The organism is Streptomyces sp. NPDC040610, from assembly GCF_055594065.1.
In genome coordinates this window covers 66077-83657 of record NZ_JBVIXA010000012.1, presented here as the reverse complement: position 1 = coordinate 83657, position 17581 = coordinate 66077, and the positions used below count along the sequence as shown (strand labels likewise).

The 17581-nt window shown below is 74.5% G+C and carries 15 protein-coding genes; 7 read left to right on the top strand and 8 right to left on the bottom strand.

All coding sequences use genetic code 11. From position 1 onward, the window contains the following. Nucleotides 1-157 precede the first annotated feature (157 nt). Together ACZ6AA_RS32650 and ACZ6AA_RS32645 are read left to right on the top strand one after the other, a co-directional pair. Nucleotides 158-967, top strand: coding sequence for a MerR family DNA-binding transcriptional regulator (locus ACZ6AA_RS32650; protein ID WP_471462053.1), 810 nt, complete (start codon nucleotides 158-160; stop codon nucleotides 965-967). Next, nucleotides 964-1632 (top strand): hypothetical protein, encoded by a 669-nt coding sequence (locus ACZ6AA_RS32645; protein WP_471462051.1) that lies wholly within the window; start codon nucleotides 964-966, stop codon nucleotides 1630-1632. The genes ACZ6AA_RS32650 and ACZ6AA_RS32645 overlap by 4 nt, the downstream gene beginning before the upstream one ends. Here the strand turns inward: ACZ6AA_RS32645 and ACZ6AA_RS32640 are convergent. Further along, nucleotides 1583-3034 (bottom strand): RNB domain-containing ribonuclease, encoded by a 1452-nt coding sequence (locus ACZ6AA_RS32640; protein ID WP_468449423.1) that lies wholly within the window; start codon nucleotides 3032-3034, stop codon nucleotides 1583-1585. The genes ACZ6AA_RS32645 and ACZ6AA_RS32640 overlap by 50 nt on opposite strands. Nucleotides 3035-3190: 156 nt before the next feature. Here ACZ6AA_RS32640 and yaaA point away from each other — a divergent pair, with 156 nt between their 5' ends. Further along, a complete protein-coding gene (gene yaaA / locus ACZ6AA_RS32635) occupies nucleotides 3191-3991 on the top strand; it encodes a peroxide stress protein YaaA (protein WP_471462047.1) in 801 nt (266 codons plus the stop codon). A gap of 460 nt (nucleotides 3992-4451) precedes the next feature. Next, nucleotides 4452-5087 (top strand): bifunctional 4-hydroxy-2-oxoglutarate aldolase/2-dehydro-3-deoxy-phosphogluconate aldolase, encoded by a 636-nt coding sequence (eda, locus tag ACZ6AA_RS32630; protein WP_468449425.1) that lies wholly within the window; start codon nucleotides 4452-4454, stop codon nucleotides 5085-5087. Between the two features lie 121 nt (nucleotides 5088-5208). On the opposite strand, the gene ACZ6AA_RS32625 is transcribed toward eda, so the two are convergent. From ACZ6AA_RS32625 to ACZ6AA_RS32610, 4 genes are all read right to left on the bottom strand, one after another. Beyond that, entirely contained in the window at nucleotides 5209-6615 is a 1407-nt protein-coding gene (locus tag ACZ6AA_RS32625) for a bifunctional RNase H/acid phosphatase (protein WP_471462043.1), read from the bottom strand. A gap of 12 nt (nucleotides 6616-6627) precedes the next feature. Then, nucleotides 6628-7371 carry a zinc ribbon domain-containing protein gene (locus ACZ6AA_RS32620; protein WP_468450143.1) on the bottom strand — a complete coding sequence of 248 codons (744 nt, stop codon included), beginning with the start codon at nucleotides 7369-7371 and terminating at the stop codon, nucleotides 6628-6630. Next, entirely contained in the window at nucleotides 7368-8261 is an 894-nt protein-coding gene (locus tag ACZ6AA_RS32615; RefSeq protein WP_471462040.1) for a Nif3-like dinuclear metal center hexameric protein, read from the bottom strand. The genes ACZ6AA_RS32620 and ACZ6AA_RS32615 overlap by 4 nt, the downstream gene beginning before the upstream one ends. 121 nt (nucleotides 8262-8382) lie before the next feature. Then, nucleotides 8383-9438 carry an ABC transporter substrate-binding protein gene (locus tag ACZ6AA_RS32610; protein WP_468449428.1) on the bottom strand — a complete coding sequence of 352 codons (1056 nt, stop codon included), beginning with the start codon at nucleotides 9436-9438 and terminating at the stop codon, nucleotides 8383-8385. Nucleotides 9439-10488: 1050 nt separating this feature from the next. On the opposite strand from ACZ6AA_RS32610, the gene ACZ6AA_RS32605 reads away from it, so the two are divergent. Further along, entirely contained in the window at nucleotides 10489-11568 is a 1080-nt protein-coding gene (locus ACZ6AA_RS32605; RefSeq protein ID WP_471462213.1) for a hypothetical protein, read from the top strand. A gap of 469 nt (nucleotides 11569-12037) precedes the next feature. Here the strand turns inward: ACZ6AA_RS32605 and ACZ6AA_RS32600 are convergent, their stop codons facing one another. From ACZ6AA_RS32600 to ACZ6AA_RS32590, 3 genes are all read right to left on the bottom strand, one after another. Then, complete coding sequence (locus ACZ6AA_RS32600) at nucleotides 12038-12979, bottom strand: 3-oxoacyl-ACP reductase (RefSeq protein WP_468449429.1); 942 nt, start codon at nucleotides 12977-12979, stop codon at nucleotides 12038-12040. Nucleotides 12980-13028: 49 nt separating this feature from the next. Then, nucleotides 13029-14111 (bottom strand): Zn-dependent alcohol dehydrogenase, encoded by a 1083-nt coding sequence (locus ACZ6AA_RS32595; protein WP_468449430.1) that lies wholly within the window; start codon nucleotides 14109-14111, stop codon nucleotides 13029-13031. Nucleotides 14112-14201: 90 nt separating this feature from the next. Further along, nucleotides 14202-15074: a MaoC/PaaZ C-terminal domain-containing protein gene (locus ACZ6AA_RS32590; protein WP_468449431.1), complete on the bottom strand. Its 873-nt coding sequence runs from the start codon at nucleotides 15072-15074 to the stop codon at nucleotides 14202-14204. A 544-nt stretch (nucleotides 15075-15618) separates the two neighbouring features. Between ACZ6AA_RS32590 and ACZ6AA_RS32585 the strand changes: the two genes are divergently transcribed. Both ACZ6AA_RS32585 and ACZ6AA_RS32580 read left to right on the top strand, forming a co-directional pair. Further along, nucleotides 15619-16917: a sensor histidine kinase gene (locus tag ACZ6AA_RS32585; RefSeq protein WP_468449432.1), complete on the top strand. Its 1299-nt coding sequence runs from the start codon at nucleotides 15619-15621 to the stop codon at nucleotides 16915-16917. Next, on the top strand, nucleotides 16914-17519 hold the full coding sequence (locus ACZ6AA_RS32580) for a response regulator (RefSeq protein ID WP_468449433.1): 606 nt from the start codon (nucleotides 16914-16916) through the stop codon (nucleotides 17517-17519). The genes ACZ6AA_RS32585 and ACZ6AA_RS32580 overlap by 4 nt, the downstream gene beginning before the upstream one ends. The last annotated feature ends 62 nt before the right edge of the window (nucleotides 17520-17581 follow it).

The following is a 17581-nucleotide window of genomic DNA, read 5'->3' as shown; positions in this document are numbered from 1 at the left end:
TCGGCTGCAGCATGCCCGCGCTCCGGCGGTGCGGTCAGCCTCGTCTCACCTCTTGAACGCGGCCGCGCCCGCCTTTCATACCCGTGCCCGATGTCCGTTCGCGCCCCCGCCCGCGTCCGCTTGACCTTGCCGCAGCGTCAACGTTTCTACTGAGGGCATGCGAATCGGAGAGATCGCCGCCGCCGTCGGGCTCACGACGCGCGCCATCAGGCACTACCACCACCTGGGGCTGCTGCCGGAGCCCACGCGGCGGCCCAACGGGTACCGGGACTACGGGCTCCGCGAGGCCATCGTCCTCGCCCGCGTCAAACGGCTCACCGAGCTGGGGCTCGGCCTCGACGAGGTGCGGGACGTGCTCGCGGACGACGCGGGGCGCGAGCTCACCGAGGTGCTCGCCGAGCTGGACGACGACCTGGCCCGGCAGGAGGCGGACATCAAGGCGCGGCGGGCCCGGCTCGCCGAGCTGCTGCGGATGGCCGAGGAGGGGCTGCTCACCGGGGAGGGGCCGGTCTCGGCGGGGCTCGCGGAGCTGTTCGGGCGGTTCGGGCCCGCCGCCGCTGGCGGGTCGCCCACCGCCGCCAAGGACCTCGAACACCTGGCCCTCTTCGACGCCACCCTCGACCCGGGCGTACGCGACCGCCTCTACGGTGCGCTGCACCGGCTCGCCGACGACACCGAACTCGCCGCCCGCGTACGCGCGTTGTACGCCCGCATCGACGAACTCGCCGACGCCCCGCGGGACGACCCCCGCATCGAGCCGCTCGGCCGGGATCTCGCGGCCGTCGTCCCGGAGGACTTCCTCGCCGCCCTCACCGAGGGGCACGGGGAGGCGGAGGAGGGTGCGGGGCGGCCCCGGCACGGCGGCGCCTTCGGCGAGGCCTTCCTCGACGACTTCGCCCCCGCCCAGGCCGCCGCCGTGCGCGCGATGCTGAGGCACCTCGGCGACCGGACGGGGTGGACGCCGTGAAGCGCCTGGTCCGGGTCGTGCGGCGGCTCGCCGTGCACGAGCTGCGGGGGTTCCACAGCCTCGCGCTGTGGGTGGCGCGGCGGCGGCACGGGCTCGGGGCGGGGACGCGCCCGGCCGCGTACACCGGGCCGCAGACCGCGATGCTGTTCGGCTTCGCGTTCGTGGCTGTCGTGGAGACCGTCGTCCTCGCGCTGATCGTGCCGTGGCCGCTGGTGCACTCGGCGCTGCTCTTCGTGGACCTCTACACGGTCCTGCAGATCCTCGCGCTGCACGCGGCCTGCGTGACGCGGCCTCATGTGGCGGGCGGGGACGGGTCGCTGCGGGTGCGGTACGGACAGTTCCTCGATCTGCGGATCGCGGCCGCCGACATCCTGCGGGTACGGGTGGAGCGGCGCTACCCCGAGGGGCGCACCGTCCAGCTCCACGAGGACGGCACCCTCGACGTCGCCGTCGGCAACCAGACCACCGTCACCGTCGAACTCGCCCGGCCCGTCGCCTTCGTACGCCCGCTGGGGCTGCCCGCGACGGCCCGCGTGGTGCGGCTGCACGCCGACGACCCGCGCGCCCTGGTCGACGCGCTCACGCGGCCCGCCGCCGACGACGTGCCGAGTCCCCTCACGCCGGAGCGAACAGCACCTTCGCCCGCCCCGGATCGGCCTGTGTGAGCCGCACCCGCAGCCGCTCCCCCAGCGGCAGCGCACCCGCGCCGCCCGGCCCCGCCTCGATCCGGGCGACGACCGCGGGCTCCGCCAACTGCACGGTTCCCACCGCCGGTTCACGCTCCTTCACCTCGACCACCACCCCGTCGAACACCTCGCCCACCCGGTCCTTCAGGAGCGCCGCCTCGACGATGTCCACGCAGCCGCGCTCCACGGCGTTGGCGCGCCGCGTGCCCTCGGCCATCTCCCGGGGCAGCTCGGGCAGGGCGGCGAGCACCCAGTCCGGCGGCGGCGTGCCCGCGCACGCGGCGAGGCAGAGCTCGGCGGCGTAGCGGTCGACGAGGCGGCGCAGGGGCGCCGTGCAGTGCGCGTACGGGGCGGCCACCGCGGCGTGCGTCGTCAGCTCCGGGACCTCGCCGCCGCTGAACGCCGTGTACCCGGCGCCGCGCAGCAGCGTCGTGCACTCCTGGAGGAACGCCGCGTGGCGCGGGTCGCGCGGGTCGAGGGAACGGACGAGGCGGGCGTACGGGACGTGGTGCGGCCAGTCGATGCCGAGGGCCTTCGCGGTGTGGCGCAGGCGGGCGACCGCGCCGTCGGGGGCGAGCGGCAGGGTGCGCAGGACGCCGGCGCCCGAGGCGATCATGAGGTCGGCGGCGGCCATGCCGGTGAGCAGGGAGATCTGAGCGTTCCAGCCGTCGGCGGGCAGCGGGGCGCGGAAGCCCAGTTCGTACGTCCCGTCCCTCTCGGTGACCTCCTGCTCGGGCACGTTCAGCGAGATGCCGCCGCGCTCGACCTCCAGTCGCTCGCGCAGCCGCCCCACCTCGGCGAGCAGCGCGAGGGGCTCCTCGGCGGTGCCCGCGTCGATGGCGTGCTGTACGCCCTCGTAGTCGAGCTTGGCGCGGCTGCGGACCAGGGCGCGGCGCACGTCGGCGCCTTCGGTGCGGCCGTCCGCGTCCAGGTCGAGGGTCCACAGGACGGCCGGGCAGGTCTGGTCCGGGAGCAGGCTGGCCGCGCCCTCGCTGAGCGGGGTGGGGTGCAGGGGAACCTTCCCGTCGGGGAAGTAGAGGGTGGTGACGCGGCGGTGCGCCTCCGCGTCCAGCGGCCCCTCGGGGGTGACGTACGCGGCCACGTCCGCGATCGCGTACCGCACCCGGAAGCCGCCGCCCGGCCGCCGCGACAGGTGCATCGCCTGGTCGAGGTCCACGGACGTCGGCGGGTCGACGGTGAAGAAGGGGACGCCCGTCGCGTCCTCGTCCGGGAGGCGGGGGGCCGCCGCGGCGCGCTCGGCCTCCGCGAGCACGTCGGCCGGGAACGTCTCCGGTACGTCGAGTTCGGCGCGCAGGTCACGCAGCGCGGCCCGCAGCGGAGCCTCGGCTGCGCCGGTCACATGCAGATGGCGGCGGGGCATGCACCGAGCGTATGGCGGGGGCCGGGGGTCGGCACCCCGTACGCTTTCGCGGGGGCCGCACCCCCCGTACGCACCCGGCTGACGGAGCCCGTACCCGGCCGCGAAGACGGTCGGCGGGGCCCGTGCCCGGCCGAGAAAGAAAACGGAGAAGCGATCGTGCTCGTCCTGTTGCCGCCGTCCGAAGGCAAGGCCCCCTCCGGACGGGGGGCGCCCCTGAAGCCGGAGTCGCTGTCCCTGCCCGGGCTCGCCGACGCGCGCGCCGCCGTCCTCGACGAGCTCGTCGAGCTGTGCGCGGGCGACGAGGACAAGGCGCGTGAGGTGCTCGGGCTCAGTGAGGGGCTGCGGGGGGAGGTCGCCAAGAACACCGAGCTGCGGACCGCCGGGGCGCGGCCCGCCGGGGAGATCTACACCGGTGTCCTCTACGACGCCCTCGGCCTCTCCTCCCTCGACGCCGCCGCCAAGCGGCGCGCCGCGCGCTCCCTCCTCGTCTTCTCCGGCCTGTGGGGGGCCGTCGGCGTCACCGACAAGATCCCCTCCTACCGCTGTTCCATGGGCGTCAAGCTGCCCGGGCTCGGGGCGCTCGGGGCGTACTGGCGCGGGGCCATGGCGTCCGTGCTGCCCGCCGTCGCCGGGGACGGGCTCGTGCTCGACCTGCGGTCCGCCGCGTACGCCTCCGCGTGGAAGCCCAAGGGGGAGGTGGCCGGGCGGACCGCCACCGTGCGGGTGCTGCACGCCCAGGTCGTCGACGGGGTGGAGCGGCGGTCCGTCGTCTCCCACTTCAACAAGGCCACGAAGGGCCGGATCGTCCGGGCCCTCCTCACCGCGGACATCTCCCCCACCGGCCCCGCCGAACTCGTCTCCGCCCTCCGCGACCTCGGCTACGTCGTCGAGGCCGAGCCGCCCTCGCGGGCCGGGCGGGCTTGGGGGCTGGATGTTGTGGTGCGGGAGATTCATTGAGGGTGCGGTCCGGGGGCCCTGCCGGGGGCTCCCCAACCCCGCCCCTTCTCCGAAACCGGGGCTGCGCCCCTGGACCCCAGAGGTGGGACTCCCCTCCGGGTGGGACGGGGGCACCCCCGAATCGGCGCTCCGCGCCTCGTCCTCAAACGCCGGACAGGCTGAAAACTTCGCCGGGGCGGGCCAGAAGGCACTGCGAGGCCAGGCCGAAGGGGCGCAGGGGGCCGGGTCGGGAAGGTGACGTTGTGGGGTGGGGTGGTGTTGTGGGGTGGGGTGGTTCGGGGCCCGAGGGTGCCGGGCTTTTGTGAGTCGGGGGGATAGGTGGGGCGGGTGGGTGGGAGAGAGCCTGTCCGGCGATTGAGGACGAGGCGCGGAGCGCCGATAGCGGGGGTGAGTCAGGCAGGCGTTGCGGGGTGTGCAACGAGCTTTGCGCACGGTGCGTACCGCGGGGCACGATGACCCCATGAACCCCCCTGCCGCCGCCAAGGCCTCCGTGCTGGACCTAGCCCCGGTCATCCCCGTAGTCGTCATCGACGACCCCGCGGACGCGCTCCCCCTGGCGCGAGCCCTGGTCGCGGGCGGCCTCCCGGCGATCGAGGTGACCCTGCGGACACCCGTCGCCCTGGACGCCATCCGAGCCATCGCGGCCGACGTCCCGGACGCGGTCGTCGGCGCCGGGACGGTCGTCTCCCCGGAGAACGTCACCGCCGCGGCCGACGCGGGCGCCCGCTTCCTGGTGAGCCCGGGCTGGACGCCGAAGCTGCTCGACGCGATGGCGGCGTCGGGCCTGCCGTTCCTGCCGGGCGTCTCGACGACGTCGGAGGTCGTGGCGCTGCTGGAGCGCGGCGTGGAGGAGATGAAGTTCTTCCCGGCGGAGGCGGCGGGCGGCACGCCGTATCTGAAGTCGCTCGGGGGCCCGCTCCCCCAGGCCCGCTTCTGCCCGACGGGCGGCATCTCGGCGGCGTCCGCCCCCGCCTACCTCGCCCTGCGGAACGTGGGCTGCGTGGGCGGCAGTTGGATGCTCCCGGCGGACGCGATCGCGGCGAAGGACTGGTCGCGGGTGGAGTCCCTGGCCCGCGAGGCGGCGTCCCTGCGCTGAGGCCCGCCATGTGAGGGGCGGGGGGCAGGGGACGACCGACCCCGCAGCGTAAAGGCCGACCCCGCGACGTAAAGAGGGGCGAGGGCCGGACCCCACCGGCACCACCGCCCCTCCCCCTGCCTCAGCGCAAATGCGCCGTGTCGTTCAGCAGCCGCAGGCTCGCGTTGCCGTCCGCGTAGTACGCCACCGCCGACAGCGAAGCCGCCGACAGTTCCATCCGGAACAGGGACTCGGGCGGCGCGCCGAGGGCGAGCCGGACGAGGGTCTTGATGGGGGTGACGTGCGTGACGAGCAGCACGGTGCGGCCCGCGTAGGCGGCGACGAGGCGCTCGCGGGCGGCCTCGACGCGGGTCGTGACCTCGGCGAACGACTCGCCGCCGGGCGGCGCGACGTCGGGCGAGGCCAGCCACGCGGTCAGCTCGTCGGGCTGCCGCTCGCGCACCTCCGCGAAGGTGAGACCTTCCCAGTCGCCGAAGTCCGTCTCGCGCAGCCCCTCTTCGAGGTGGACGTCGAGGCCGAGCCGGGCGGCGACGGTGCGGGCGGTCTCCTGGCAGCGCAGGAGCGGTGAGGAGACGACGGCCTGGACGGTGCCGCGCGCGGCCAGCGCCGCGGCGACGCGGACGGCCTGCTCCCGGCCGACGTCGGAGAGGGAGGGGTTGCTCCCGCCGCTGCCGGAGAAGCGCTTCTGGGGCGTGAGGGGGGTCTCGCCGTGCCGGAGGAGTACGAAGGTGGCGGGCGCGCCCAGGTCGGCGGCGGCGCCCCAGCCGACGGGCGGCACCGCCGTACCGGGCACGTCGGCCGCGGCGACCGCACCGTTCCCGCTCGCGGCAGCGCCCTCGCCGACCCCGGCCGCCACGGACCACGCGGCCCGCACGTCGGCCGCCTGGGCCACACCCGATGAACCCTGCGCCCCCGCGGTCGCGTCGCCGAGGGAACCGGCGGTGAACCCACCGCCCCCGGCCTCCGCGCCGCGCCCCGCGGACGCCCCGGCCAGCGCGGCCCGAGCCTTCGCCGCGCCCGCGGCCGCGTCCCCGGGCGGCCCGGCGGGCGCACCGGTGCCCGCCGTGCGCGCGGGCCGGTCCAGCTCGGCGGTGGACGCCGACGGCGACCACTGCTCGCCGCGCTTGCCCGCGTCCATGGCCTCGTTGGCGAGCCGGTCCGCGTGCTTGTTCTTCTCGCGCGGGATCCACTCGTACGTCACCTGGGACCCGGGCAGGACCCGGGCCGCCTCGGCGGCGAGGGGCTTCATGTCGGGGTGCTTGATCTTCCAGCGGCCCGACATCTGCTCGACGACGAGCTTGGAGTCCATGCGGACGTGCACGCTCGCCGTCGGATCCAGCGCGTGGGCCGCCTTGAGGCCGGCGACCAGGCCTTTGTACTCGGCGACGTTGTTCGTCGCGACGCCGATGTACTCCGCGGCCTCGGCCAGGGTCTCCCCGGACTCCGCGTCGATGACGACCGCGCCGTAGCCCGCGGGCCCCGGGTTGCCCCGGGAGCCGCCGTCGGCCTCGACGATGAACTCCCGCACCGTACGCGCCCCTTACAGACCGGACTCGGAGGTGCGCACCAGGATGCGGCTGCAGTTCTCGCAGCGCACGACCTTGTCGGGGGAGGCCGCCTTGATGTCGTTCACCTCGGTGATGTCGAGCTCCAGGCGGCAGCCCTCGCAGCGCCGCTGGTGGAGCTTGGCCGCACCGATGCCGCCCTGCTTGGCACGCACCTTGTCGTAGAGCCCGAGCAGGTCGGCGGGGATGGCGGCGGCGACGACCTCGCGGTCCTTGGTGACCGAGCCGGCCTCGCGGTCCAGCTCGCCGGTCGCCGCGTCCCGGCGGCCCGTCGCGTCGTCGATCTTCGACTGGACGGAGCCGACGCGCTCGGTCAGCTCGCTCACGCGCTCCTGCGCGGACTCGCGGCGCTCCATGACCTCGAGGACGACGTCCTCCAGGTCGCCCTGGCGCTTGGCGAGGGAGGCGATCTCCTTCTGGAGGTTCTCCAGGTCCTTCGGGGAGCTGACCGTGCCGGAGTCGAGGCGCTTCTGGTCACGGGCGGCGCGCTGGCGCACCTGGTCCACGTCCTGCTCCGCCTTGGTCTGCTCGCGGGCGCAGTCGCTCTCCTCGGTCGTCGCGGCGACGAGCAGGTCGCGGAGCTGCGTGAGGTCCTTCGTCAGCGACTCGATCTCGGCGTGCTCGGGCAGCCCCTGGCGCTTGTGCGCGAGCTGCTTGAGGCGTACGTCCAGGTCCTGGAGGTCGAGGAGACGGATCTGGTCGGCGGGCGCGGCGTTCAGTTGGGGGCTCCAAGGGAATCGGGTTCGGAAGGCGCGCGCGTAGCGCTCGCTGCGAGGGTGGTGGTGGACGACGCCGCGTGGGCGGTCCAGGGGTCGGTGACGGTCTTCGACACGTGGACGCGCAGGCCCCAGCCGTGCCGGTCGGAGATCTCGTCGAGCTGCGCCGCGGCCAGCTCGCACCACGGCCACTCGGTGGCCCAGTGCGCGGCGTCGAGCAGCGCGAGCGGCGCCTGTGCGCGGGCCTCCGACACCGGGTGGTGGCGCAGGTCGGCGGTGAGGAACGCGTCCACGCCCGCGGCCCGGACGGCGTCGAAGAGGCTGTCGCCGGAGCCGCCGCTGACGGCGACCCTGCGGATGGTCTGCCCGGGGTCGCCCGCGACCCGGACGCCCTGCGCGGTGGCGGGCAGGCACGCGGCGGCGTGGTCCGCGAACTCGGCGAGCGGCAGCGGGTGTTCGAGCTCGCAGACCCGGCCGAGGCCGCGGCGTCCCGCGGGGTCGGACGGGTCCGGCACGAGCGGCCCCACGACGCGCAGGCCGAGGGCGCCCGCGAGGGCGTCGCTCACCCCCGGGTCGGCGGAGTCGGCGTTCGTGTGCGCGACGTGCAGGGCCACGTCGTGCTTGATCAGGTCGTGCACGACGCGGCCCTTGAACGTCGAGGCCGCGACCGTCGTCGTACCCCGCAGATACAGCGGGTGGTGCGTGACCAGCAGGTCCGCGCCGAGGCGCACCGCCTCGTCGACGATCTCCTGGACGGGGTCGACGGCGAACAGGACCCGCGAGACCTCGGCCTCGGGGTCGCCGCACACGGTGCCGACGGCGTCCCACTGCTCGGCCCGCTCCGCGGGCCACAGGGCGTCGAGGGCGGCGATGACTTCAGACAGACGGGGCACGCAGCAAGGCTACCTGGCCCCCTTGTGCGCCTGAACCGGCGCCGCTCTCGCGGACCCGGCCGACCGGCGTCCGGTTCCTCGACCGACGGCAGCGGTGACCGTCACCACCGCTGCCGTCGCCCTACTTGGCCAGGTGGTTCCTCAGGTCGTCCAGGACCTTGTCGGCCGCCGTCACACCGAGGCCGAGGTACCAGGTCTCGTCGGGGACGTCCTTGGCCCGGCCGTTCTTGACGGCGTCGAGCTTCTTCCACAGCGGGTTCTTCTCGGCGCCGGAGCGGCCGGTCTTCTTGGCGTCGCCGTAGACGCCGGTGAAGATCCAGTCGGCGTCGGCCTCGTCGATCTTCTCCGGGCTGATCTCCACGGCGAGGTCGTTGACCTGCTGGTTCTTGGGCCGCGGCAGACCGGCATCCTGGAGGATGGTGCCGACGAACGACGCCTTGGCGTAGAGCCGGATGCGGTCGGGCATGTAGCGCAGCATCGTGACGGTGGGCTTGTCCGCGCCGAGGTCCTTGTCGAGGGCCTTCGCCTTCTTCTCGTACGCGCCCAGCTGGGCCTTGGCCGCGGCGGTCCGGTCGAGCGCGGCGGCGTTGAGGAGGTAGTTCTCCTTCCAGGTGAAGCCGGGGCGCACCGAGAAGACGGTCGGGGCGATCTTGGCGAGCTGCGGGTAGAGCTTGGCGGCGCGCAGCTCGCTGCCGAGGATCAGGTCGGGCTTGAGGTTCGCGATCGCTTCGAGGTTGAGCGCGTTGATGGTGCCGACGTTCTTCGGGCTCCCGGCGTTCTTCCTCAGGTACGAGGGGACGCCGTCGTCGCCCTCGGTCGGGGCGTAGCCGACGGGCTTCACGCCGAGGGACACGACGTTGTCCAGCTCACCGACGTCCAGGACCACGACCCGCTTCGGCGCCCGCTTCAGCTCCGTCTTGCCCAGCGCGTGCTCGATCGTGCGCGGGAACTGCCCCGGCTTCGCACTCGTACCCATCTTCGCCGTCTTCTCCGCCGCCTTGGCGAAGTCGTCCCCGCCCTGCGCGACGGCCTTGCTGCCGGTGCCGCGGTCGGACTTCCCGGAGTCGTCGCCCGACCCGCACGCGGACAGGGCGAGAGCACCGGCCACGGCGAGGGCGAGGGCGGCTGTGCGGTGGTGGGGGCGGCGAGGGTGGTGCGGGCGGCGGCGCGGGGACATCGGGGCTCCAGGGGGCTGTGCGGGGGTGGTGCTGTTGGGGGGGGTGGTGCTGGGGGTGGTGGTGCTGGGGGTGTGGCGGGCCGGTGGGGTGACCGGCACCGGGCTCCGGCCCCCGGGCGGACTTAGGTTCGCCTAACCATAAGCGCCGTTTTCCAGCCAGCACAGTCGCCCCCTCCCCCTCAGGCGAATCGTCACTTCGCCACACGTACGCGTGAAGCGGGGAGCCTCGTCTGCCACGCCAGTGCGTGCGAAAACTAGCGTCGCGGACGGAGGTGACCCCAGATGACAGCCCCTGTGGCCGAGCCCTCACCCGTGCCCCCGCCCCCGCGGTCCGCCCCTCCGGGGAGCGAGGACGCGGCCGGAATCCGACCGAAGCGTGCGGCCGGGGCGGAGGCGGCACCCGCTCCGGCGCCGGGCCTTGGCCCGACACCGGCCCCGGCACCGGGTCCCACCCCCGCCCCGGCTCCGGCTCCGGCTCCGGGCTCGGCTCCGGTCCCGGCTTCGGTTCCGGGCCCCGTCGCTCCGGTTCCGGGCCCCGTCCCGGACTCGGCCTTCGGTCGGGCCTCGGCTTCGGGGGCGGTGTCAGGCTCTGCGCCCGCCTGGGTTCCGGCTTCAGATCCGGCTTCGGTCACGGGCCTGGCCTCGGTCCAGATCCCGGCTCCGGCTCCGGCTCCGGCCAAGCCTGGCTGTGGTGTCGGGGCACCTGCGCCGTCGCTGGGCGAGGGTGCCGGGCGGGTGAGGGGTGGTCCGGCCTCGTTCGATCGGGTGGGTGCTCCTGGGGCGTTCGATCAGGTCGGTGGACCGGCTCCGCCCGGGGGGCTCGACGCGGCGGCTGGATCCGGTGGGCGAGGCGTATCGGCTTCTTCCGGCGGGGATGATGCACCGACGCCCTCCGGCGGAGCAGGCGCGTCGGCGCCCTCCCGTGCGCCGAGCGCGCCGACTCCCCCCGGCGAGGCGCGCGCCCCAGCCACCCCCGGCGGGCCCCCCGCACCACCCCCACCCGGCCGCGCCCCTGCCCCCACCCCCGCCCTCAGCCCCCCACCCCCCGCCATCACCGCCGACGGCGCCTACGCGGCGCGGCTCGCGCACCGGGGTGGGTGCTGGTTCCCGGAGCGGTGGACGCTGGACTCCGCCGAGCCGTACGCGGTGCCGTTGCCCGCGCATCAGCCCGAGGAGCCCGGTACGCGGGTGCTGCCGATGGCCGACGGGCGGGTGCTCGTCCACCGGCGTGCGGCCGGGCGGCACCTCTTCTCCCTGCTGTACCCCTCCGGGCCGAGCACCGGGGAAGTACCGCTCGGCGGCGTGGAGTGCGAAGGCGCCGACCTGACCCTGCTGCCGCCCGCCCCCCGCGGCGCCTACGCCTACGCCCTCGCCGTCGGCGCGCGCTCCACCGCCGTCTGGATGGTCGCGGGCGGCTCCTTCGGGCCCGAGCACCTCGCCGAGATCCCCGGCCGCTGCACCGGCGGCGTCTGGCTCGACCGCACCAACCGCATGCTGGCCCTCGACCGCGAACTGGACGGCCCCACCAAGACGGTCGCCGTCGACCTGGAGCGGGGCGGCGAGGTCACCCCGCTGCTCCAGATCGCCGCCGACAGCGACGACCGGCTGCTCCTCGCCGACGCCGACAGCGGGCTGCTCCTCATCCGCTCCGACGCGCCCGGCGAAACCCGCCTCGGCTGGGGCGTGTTGGGCAGCTCCCGGCCCGTACGCTTCCCCGAATGCCTGCGGATGCCCGGGCGGGCGGTGACGCCGTTCGCGATCCAGCCCGGGCAGGTGCTCATGCCGGAGAGCTGCACGGTGGCCCTACGGGTGGATGAGGGGTCCGGCAACTCCGCCCCCCGGCTGTGCGGTTGGCGCCCCTCGGAGCGGCGCGTTCATCAACTCGCCGCCCCCGAGGGGTGGTTGTCCGGTGCCGGGCGGTGCACCCGTGACGGGGTTCTTGAGTTGCCCTACGTCACGGGGACCGTGCCCTGCGGGATGGCCCGGGTCGAGGTGCCCTCTGCCCGGTCCGGTCCCGAGCCGGGGAGTGAGGCGTCCGGGCAGGTCACGGGGGTCGTCGGGGCCGTGCGGGCGCCTCGGCCCGTGCCGTTGCAGCAGGCGCCTCTCGGGGGGCGGGGGGTGGGCGGTTAGACTCGCCCGGCTGTACGAACGATCTTTGCTACGGGGTGAGTTTGTTGAAGACCGAGAATGTGGCTGTCGAGCCGCGGCAGCAGGGTGTGGTGGACCCTCGGGAGGGGGTTTCGCTCTCCGGGGGTGCGGAGGTTGGCGGTGCCGGGCGGCATCGGGGGCCGGTGTCAGACCATGACGAGGAGGCGGTGCCGCGGGGGCGGCATCGTCGGGAGGGCGGGGCCTGAGGCCGGGGGCCTTGCCGGGGGCTCCCCCATCCCACCCCTTCCCGAACCCGGGGCTCCGCCCCAGACCCCGCTCCTCAAACGCCGGAGGGGCTATACAAGTCGCCGGTGCGGCACGGTTTTGGCCCGTCCGGCGATTGAGGACGAGCCGCGGAGCGGCGATAGCGGGGGTCTGGGGGCGGAGCCCCCAGTTTCGGGAAGGGGTGGGGTTGGGGAATGCCCCGCAGGGCCGCCGCCCCCACCCCTCCTCACCCCCTCCTCAACCCCAACACCTCCGCCGCCCCGAACGTCTCCCCCTCCGGGCGGCCCGCGAAGTACGGGGACACCGCCTCGTCAAGCTCCTCGAAGCTGAACACGCCGTCGGCGGAGTCGAACTGGGCCGCGACCCGGGGGCGCTCGACGACGGCGACCATCCCGCCGTGGACGACGAGCACCTGCCCGTTGACGCGCCGCGCCGCAGGCGAGGCCAGGTACCCGACAAGCGGAGCGACATGCTCCGGGGACAAGGGATCCAGCTCCCCCGCCCCGGGCTCGGCGAACCCGGCGAAGACGTCGGAGGTCATCCGGGTCCGCGCCCGCGGACAGATGGCGTTGGCGGTGACGCCGTACTTGGCGAGGGCGAGGGCCGTGGAGGTGGTGAGCCCCACGATCCCGCCCTTGGCGGCGGCGTAGTTGGGCTGCCCGGCGGACCCGGCGAGGAACGCCTCGGAGGAGGTGTTGACGATGCGCCCGTACACGGGCCCACCGGCTTCCTTGGAGCGCTCGCGCCAGTGGGCGGAGGCGAACCGGATGGTGTTGAAGTGCCCCTTGAGATGGACGCGGATCACCGAGTCCCACTCGTCCTCCGTCATGGAGAAGATCATCCGGTCCCGCAGGATGCCCGCGTTGTTGACCAGGATGTCGAGCTTGCCGTACGTGTCGACGGCCAACTGGACGAGGGCACGGGCCTGTTGGAGGTCGGCGACGTCGCCGGTGTGGGCCACGGCCTTCCCGCCGGACCGGCTGATCTCGGCCGCGACCTCCTCGGCGGGCGCGGCCGACGCCGCGCCGGACCCGTCACGGCCCGGCTGCCCGAAGTCGTTGACGACGACGCTCGCGCCGAGCCGGGCGAGTTCCAGCGCCTCGGCCCGGCCGAGCCCGCGCCCCGCGCCGGTGACGACGGCGGCGAGACCTTCAAGTGGCAGTGACATACGGGTACGTACTCCTCTCACCTGGCTTCACGCGCACACGGCCGTCGCTTCAGATCTCGATGCACGTCCGCAGCGCCACCCCCGACCTCATCTGCTCCAGCGCCTCGTTGATCTCGGTGAGCCGCACCCGGTGGGTGATCATCCCCTCCAGGTCCACGCGGCCCGCACGCCACAGGGCGATCGCCCGCTCGTACGACCGGAGCACGTCCCCGCCCCCGTACAGCGAGGGCAGGATCCGCTTCTCGTCGAAGAACAGCTCGAACATGTTGAACTGCACCTGGTCGTCCATGGCGCCCGCGCCGACGACGCAGAGGGTGCCGCCGCGCCGGGTCATCTCGTACGCGGTGCGGGTCGTCGCGGACTTGCCGACGACCTCGAAGACGTAGTCGAAGCCCTCGCCCTCGGTCACGCGCTGGCGGACGTCGGCCAGTTCGTCGGGGGCGACGGCCTGGGTCGCGCCGAAGCGGAGCGCGGCCTCGCGCCGGGAGGCGACCGGGTCGACGGCGACGATCTCGGCGGCGCCCTTGAGCCGGGCGCCCTGGATCGCGGAGACGCCGACGCCGCCGCAGCCGATGACGGCGACGGACGAACCGGTCGCCACGTCGGCGGTGTTGATGGCGGCGCCGAGCCCCGTCGTCACGCCGCAGCCGATGAGCGCGGCGATGTCGAAGGGCACGTCGTCGGGTATGGGTACGGCGCAGGACGCGTCGACGACGATCTCCTCGGCGAAGGTGCCCGTCCCCGCGAAGCCGAAGACGTCCGAACGGTCGCCGGAGCGCCGGAAGTTGGGGGTTCCCGCGTTCATGAACCCGGCCAGGCACAGCTGGGTCTGGCCGCGGCGGCACGCCGGGCACTGCCCGCACGCCGGGAGCCAGCACACCAGGACCCGGTCGCCCGGCTTGACGTTGCCGACGCCGTCGCCGACCTCCAGGATCTCGCCCGCGCCCTCGTGGCCGGGGACGAACGGCGCGGGCTGCGGCAGCACGCCGTTCATCGCGGACACGTCGGAGTGGCACAGGCCGGTGGCCCGCACCCGGATCCTGGCCTTGCCCGGGCCGAAGCCCACCGCCTCGACGTCGTCGAGCACATCGAGCTTGTCCTGGCCTGTCTCGTGCAGTACGGCTGCGCGCATGGCTGTGCGGCTCCTCTCATCCCGGCGGTACGTGACCGGCGGTGCGTGACGTCAGTTCAGCTCCACACGTCAGTGGTCCGGCTCCACACGTCAGTTCAGCTCCACGACCGTGTCCGTGAGGACCGGCGCGTCCTGCCGTTCGACGGCCGTGACGGCGACCCGCACCCGGTCGTCCGACTCCCACATGCCGACGCGCAGCGTCTCTCCGGGCAGCACGATCCCGGCGAAGCGCGTGCGATAGGACCGCACCCGGCCCACGTCGCCGCCGAGCACGGTGTCGACGACGGCCTTGAGCGTCATGCCGTACGTGCACAGGCCGTGCAGGATCGGCCGGTCGAAGCCGGCGAGCTTGGCGAACTCGGGGTCGGCGTGCAGCGGGTTCCAATCGCCGGACAGGCGGTAGAGCAGGGCCTGGTCGGGACGGACGGGGCGCAGGGCGGTGTGGTCGCAGGGGCCCTGTGGCGCCTCGGGGCTGCCCGACGGGCCGCGTTCGCCGCCGAACCCGCCCTCGCCGCGCACGAAGATCTGCGCGTCGCTGGTCCACAGCGGGCCCTCGTCGTCGGCGGCTTCGGAGCGCAGCACGAGGACGGCGGCCTTGCCCTTGTCGTAGACGGCCGCGACCTTGGAGCTGGTGGTGGCCCGGCCCCTGACGGGGATCGGGCGGTGCAGTTCGACGCTCTGGCCGCCGTGCAGTACGGCGGCGAGGTCCACGTCGATGCCGGGTGCGGCGAGGCCGCCCATCATGCCCATGCCCGCGCCCGCCACGGTGGCGAAGCTGGGCAGGACGTGCAGCCGGGACTCCAGGGTGTAGCGGAGTTCGTCGGCGTCGGTCGCGGGGTCGGCGAGGTCCGGGTTGGCGCCCGCGCCGAGGCCCAGGTGGTAGAGCTGGATGTCCTTGTGGTCCCAGGTGATCTCGGCGCTGCGGGGCTTCGCGGCCAGGGCCTGCGCGGCATCGATGGGCATGGGGTGACGGCTCCTCGCGGGCTGCGGACGACGGTCCTACGGGTGCGCGTGACGGTCCTCGGGGCGGTGTACGGGGCGATCCTCGGGTGCGGTGTTACGGGGCGGGGTTGGCGGTGTGCTCCGGGGGAAGACCTCGGTGCGACCGTCCGCACCGTCGGCCGCACCGAGGTCGTCTGCGGCGGCCAAGGCGCCCTTGCCGCCGGTCCACCGGTCCGCCGGTCCACCGATCCGCCGGTCCACCGGTCCGCCGGTCCACCGGTCGTTCTAGAACGCGTTCTAGGCCGATGGCCCCATGTATAGCCCAGCGCCCCACGGTTGGGAAGAGTGCTGACGTCACGTCAGATCCAGGGGGCGCGTCATGTCGGGTCCGGGGAGGGCGCGCCCCGCCGGGTCCGGGGTCCTGCCCCGCCCGCGGCCGCCGACGGTGACATTTGTCCCGGTCGACTCGGTACGGACCTCACTGCCGCCGCGGCGCCCCCGCTCCGTAATGTCGAGGGCACGGGGACCGCGGGGGACGCGGGCCCGGCCGAGCGGGGAGCGAGACATGTCCTGGAAGCGCGGGGTCACCTGCCGACTGCACGGCCTGCGGGAGCAGCGGGCCGCCTGGCGGGAGCAGCGGAGTTCCTGGCGGGAGCAGAAGGCCGACTGGCGGGAGCGGAAGCGGGCCGGCGACGCGGACGCCCTCGTGCAGTCGGGCCCGCCCAACGGCTTCGCGCTGCTCCCGTGGCTCCTGATGGGCCTCGGCGCGTTCTCGCACCTGCTCCAGGGCAAGACGCCCAACCCGTGGATCGGTGGCATCGGCCTGTTCGTCTTCAACTCCCTCTACATCGGCGTGGCCTTCCGCGCCTTCGACAAGCGGGCGCGGGAGTCGCGCGCGACGCTGGTCGCGCTCCTCGTGATGGGCGCGCTCACCGTGGGCCTCGCCGCCGGGTACGGGGGCAACTGGCTGATGTACTTCCCGCTGTTCGGCCTGGCCGTGGGCGCGGTCGTGCGGGGCCGCGGTCTCGGTCCGGTGGCCCTCGGCCTGAGCGTCCTCGCGGGCGCCGTCGCCGGGTTCCGGGAGGGCTGGGACGGCGTCAACATCGCGTACGGCACGTTCCTGTCCACGATGGTCACGGCCGCGATCCTGTCCCTGTCCGAGGCGGTACGCGACCTGCGCGCCGCCCGTGAGGAACTGGCGCGGCGGGCCGTGGCCGAGGAGCGCCTCCGCTTCTCGCGCGACCTGCACGACCTGCTCGGCCACACCCTCTCGCTGATCGTCGTGAAGTCGGAGGCCGCGCGCCGCCTCGCCCCGCGGAGCATGGACGCGGCCCTGGCGCAGATCACCGACATCGAGTCCGTCGGCCGCCAGGCGCTCACCGAGATCCGCGAGGCCGTCACCGGCTACCGGGACGCGGCGCTGGCCGCCGAGCTGGACCGGGCCCGCGAGCTGCTCGACGCGGCCGGTGTCGAGGCGGTCGTACGGCAGTCGGGGCCGCCGCTCGGGCCCCGGACGGAGGCGCTGCTCGGCTGGGTGGTGCGGGAGGCGGCCACCAATGTCGTACGGCACGCGCGGGCGCGCCGGTGCGGGATCGAGGTCGCCGCGACCTCCGAACAGACCCGTCTGACGATCACGGACGACGGCCGCGGCGTAGGCTCGACCACGCCCGGCAGCGGGCTGAAGGGCCTGGCCGAACGGATCACGGCGGCGGGCGGAGCACTGGAGTCGGGGCCCGAGCCGCGCGGTGGCTTCCGGGTCACGGCGGTGCTGCCGGTCGACGGGGACCGCGAGGCCACCGGCGCCACCCACGTCACCGATGCGGCGCCCGCGCGGGCGGGCGCCCACGAGGAGCGCGTTCGATGATCAGAGTCCTGCTCGCCGAGGACCAGGGCATGATGCGCGGCGCACTGGCCCTGCTGCTCGGGATGGAGGAGGACATCGAGGTCGTGGCGCAGGTCGCCGCGGGCGACGACATCGTGCACACCGCGCTCACCGCGCGGCCCGACGTGGCGCTCCTCGACATCGAGCTGCCCGGCCGCAGCGGCCTCGACGCGGCGGCGGACCTGCGTGCGGAGGCGCCCGACTGCCGGGTCCTGATCCTCACCACCTTCGGCAGGCCCGGCTATCTGCGGCGCGCCATGGACGCGGGCGCGGCGGGGTTCCTCGTGAAGGACGGGCCCGTGGAGGAGCTGGCCGAGGCGATTCGTGCCGTGCTGCGCGGGGAGGTCGTGGTCGATCCGGCGCTGGCTGCCGCCGCGCTCGGGGCGGGGCCCAATCCGCTGACGGCGCGGGAGGCCGAGGTGCTGAACGCGGCCGTCGACGGGGCGACTGTCGCGGACATCGCCGCGGTGCTGCGTCTTTCCGAGTCGACGGTGCGGAATTATCTTTCCGCGGCGATCGGCAAGACGGGGAGCCGTAATCGGATGGAGGCGGTGCGGGTCGCTCGGCGTGAGGGGTGGCTGTAGGTCGTTCCCTCGCCGTGGGGCGGTGTTGCCCTCCGGGGCTGCGCCCCCGGACCCCCGCTGTC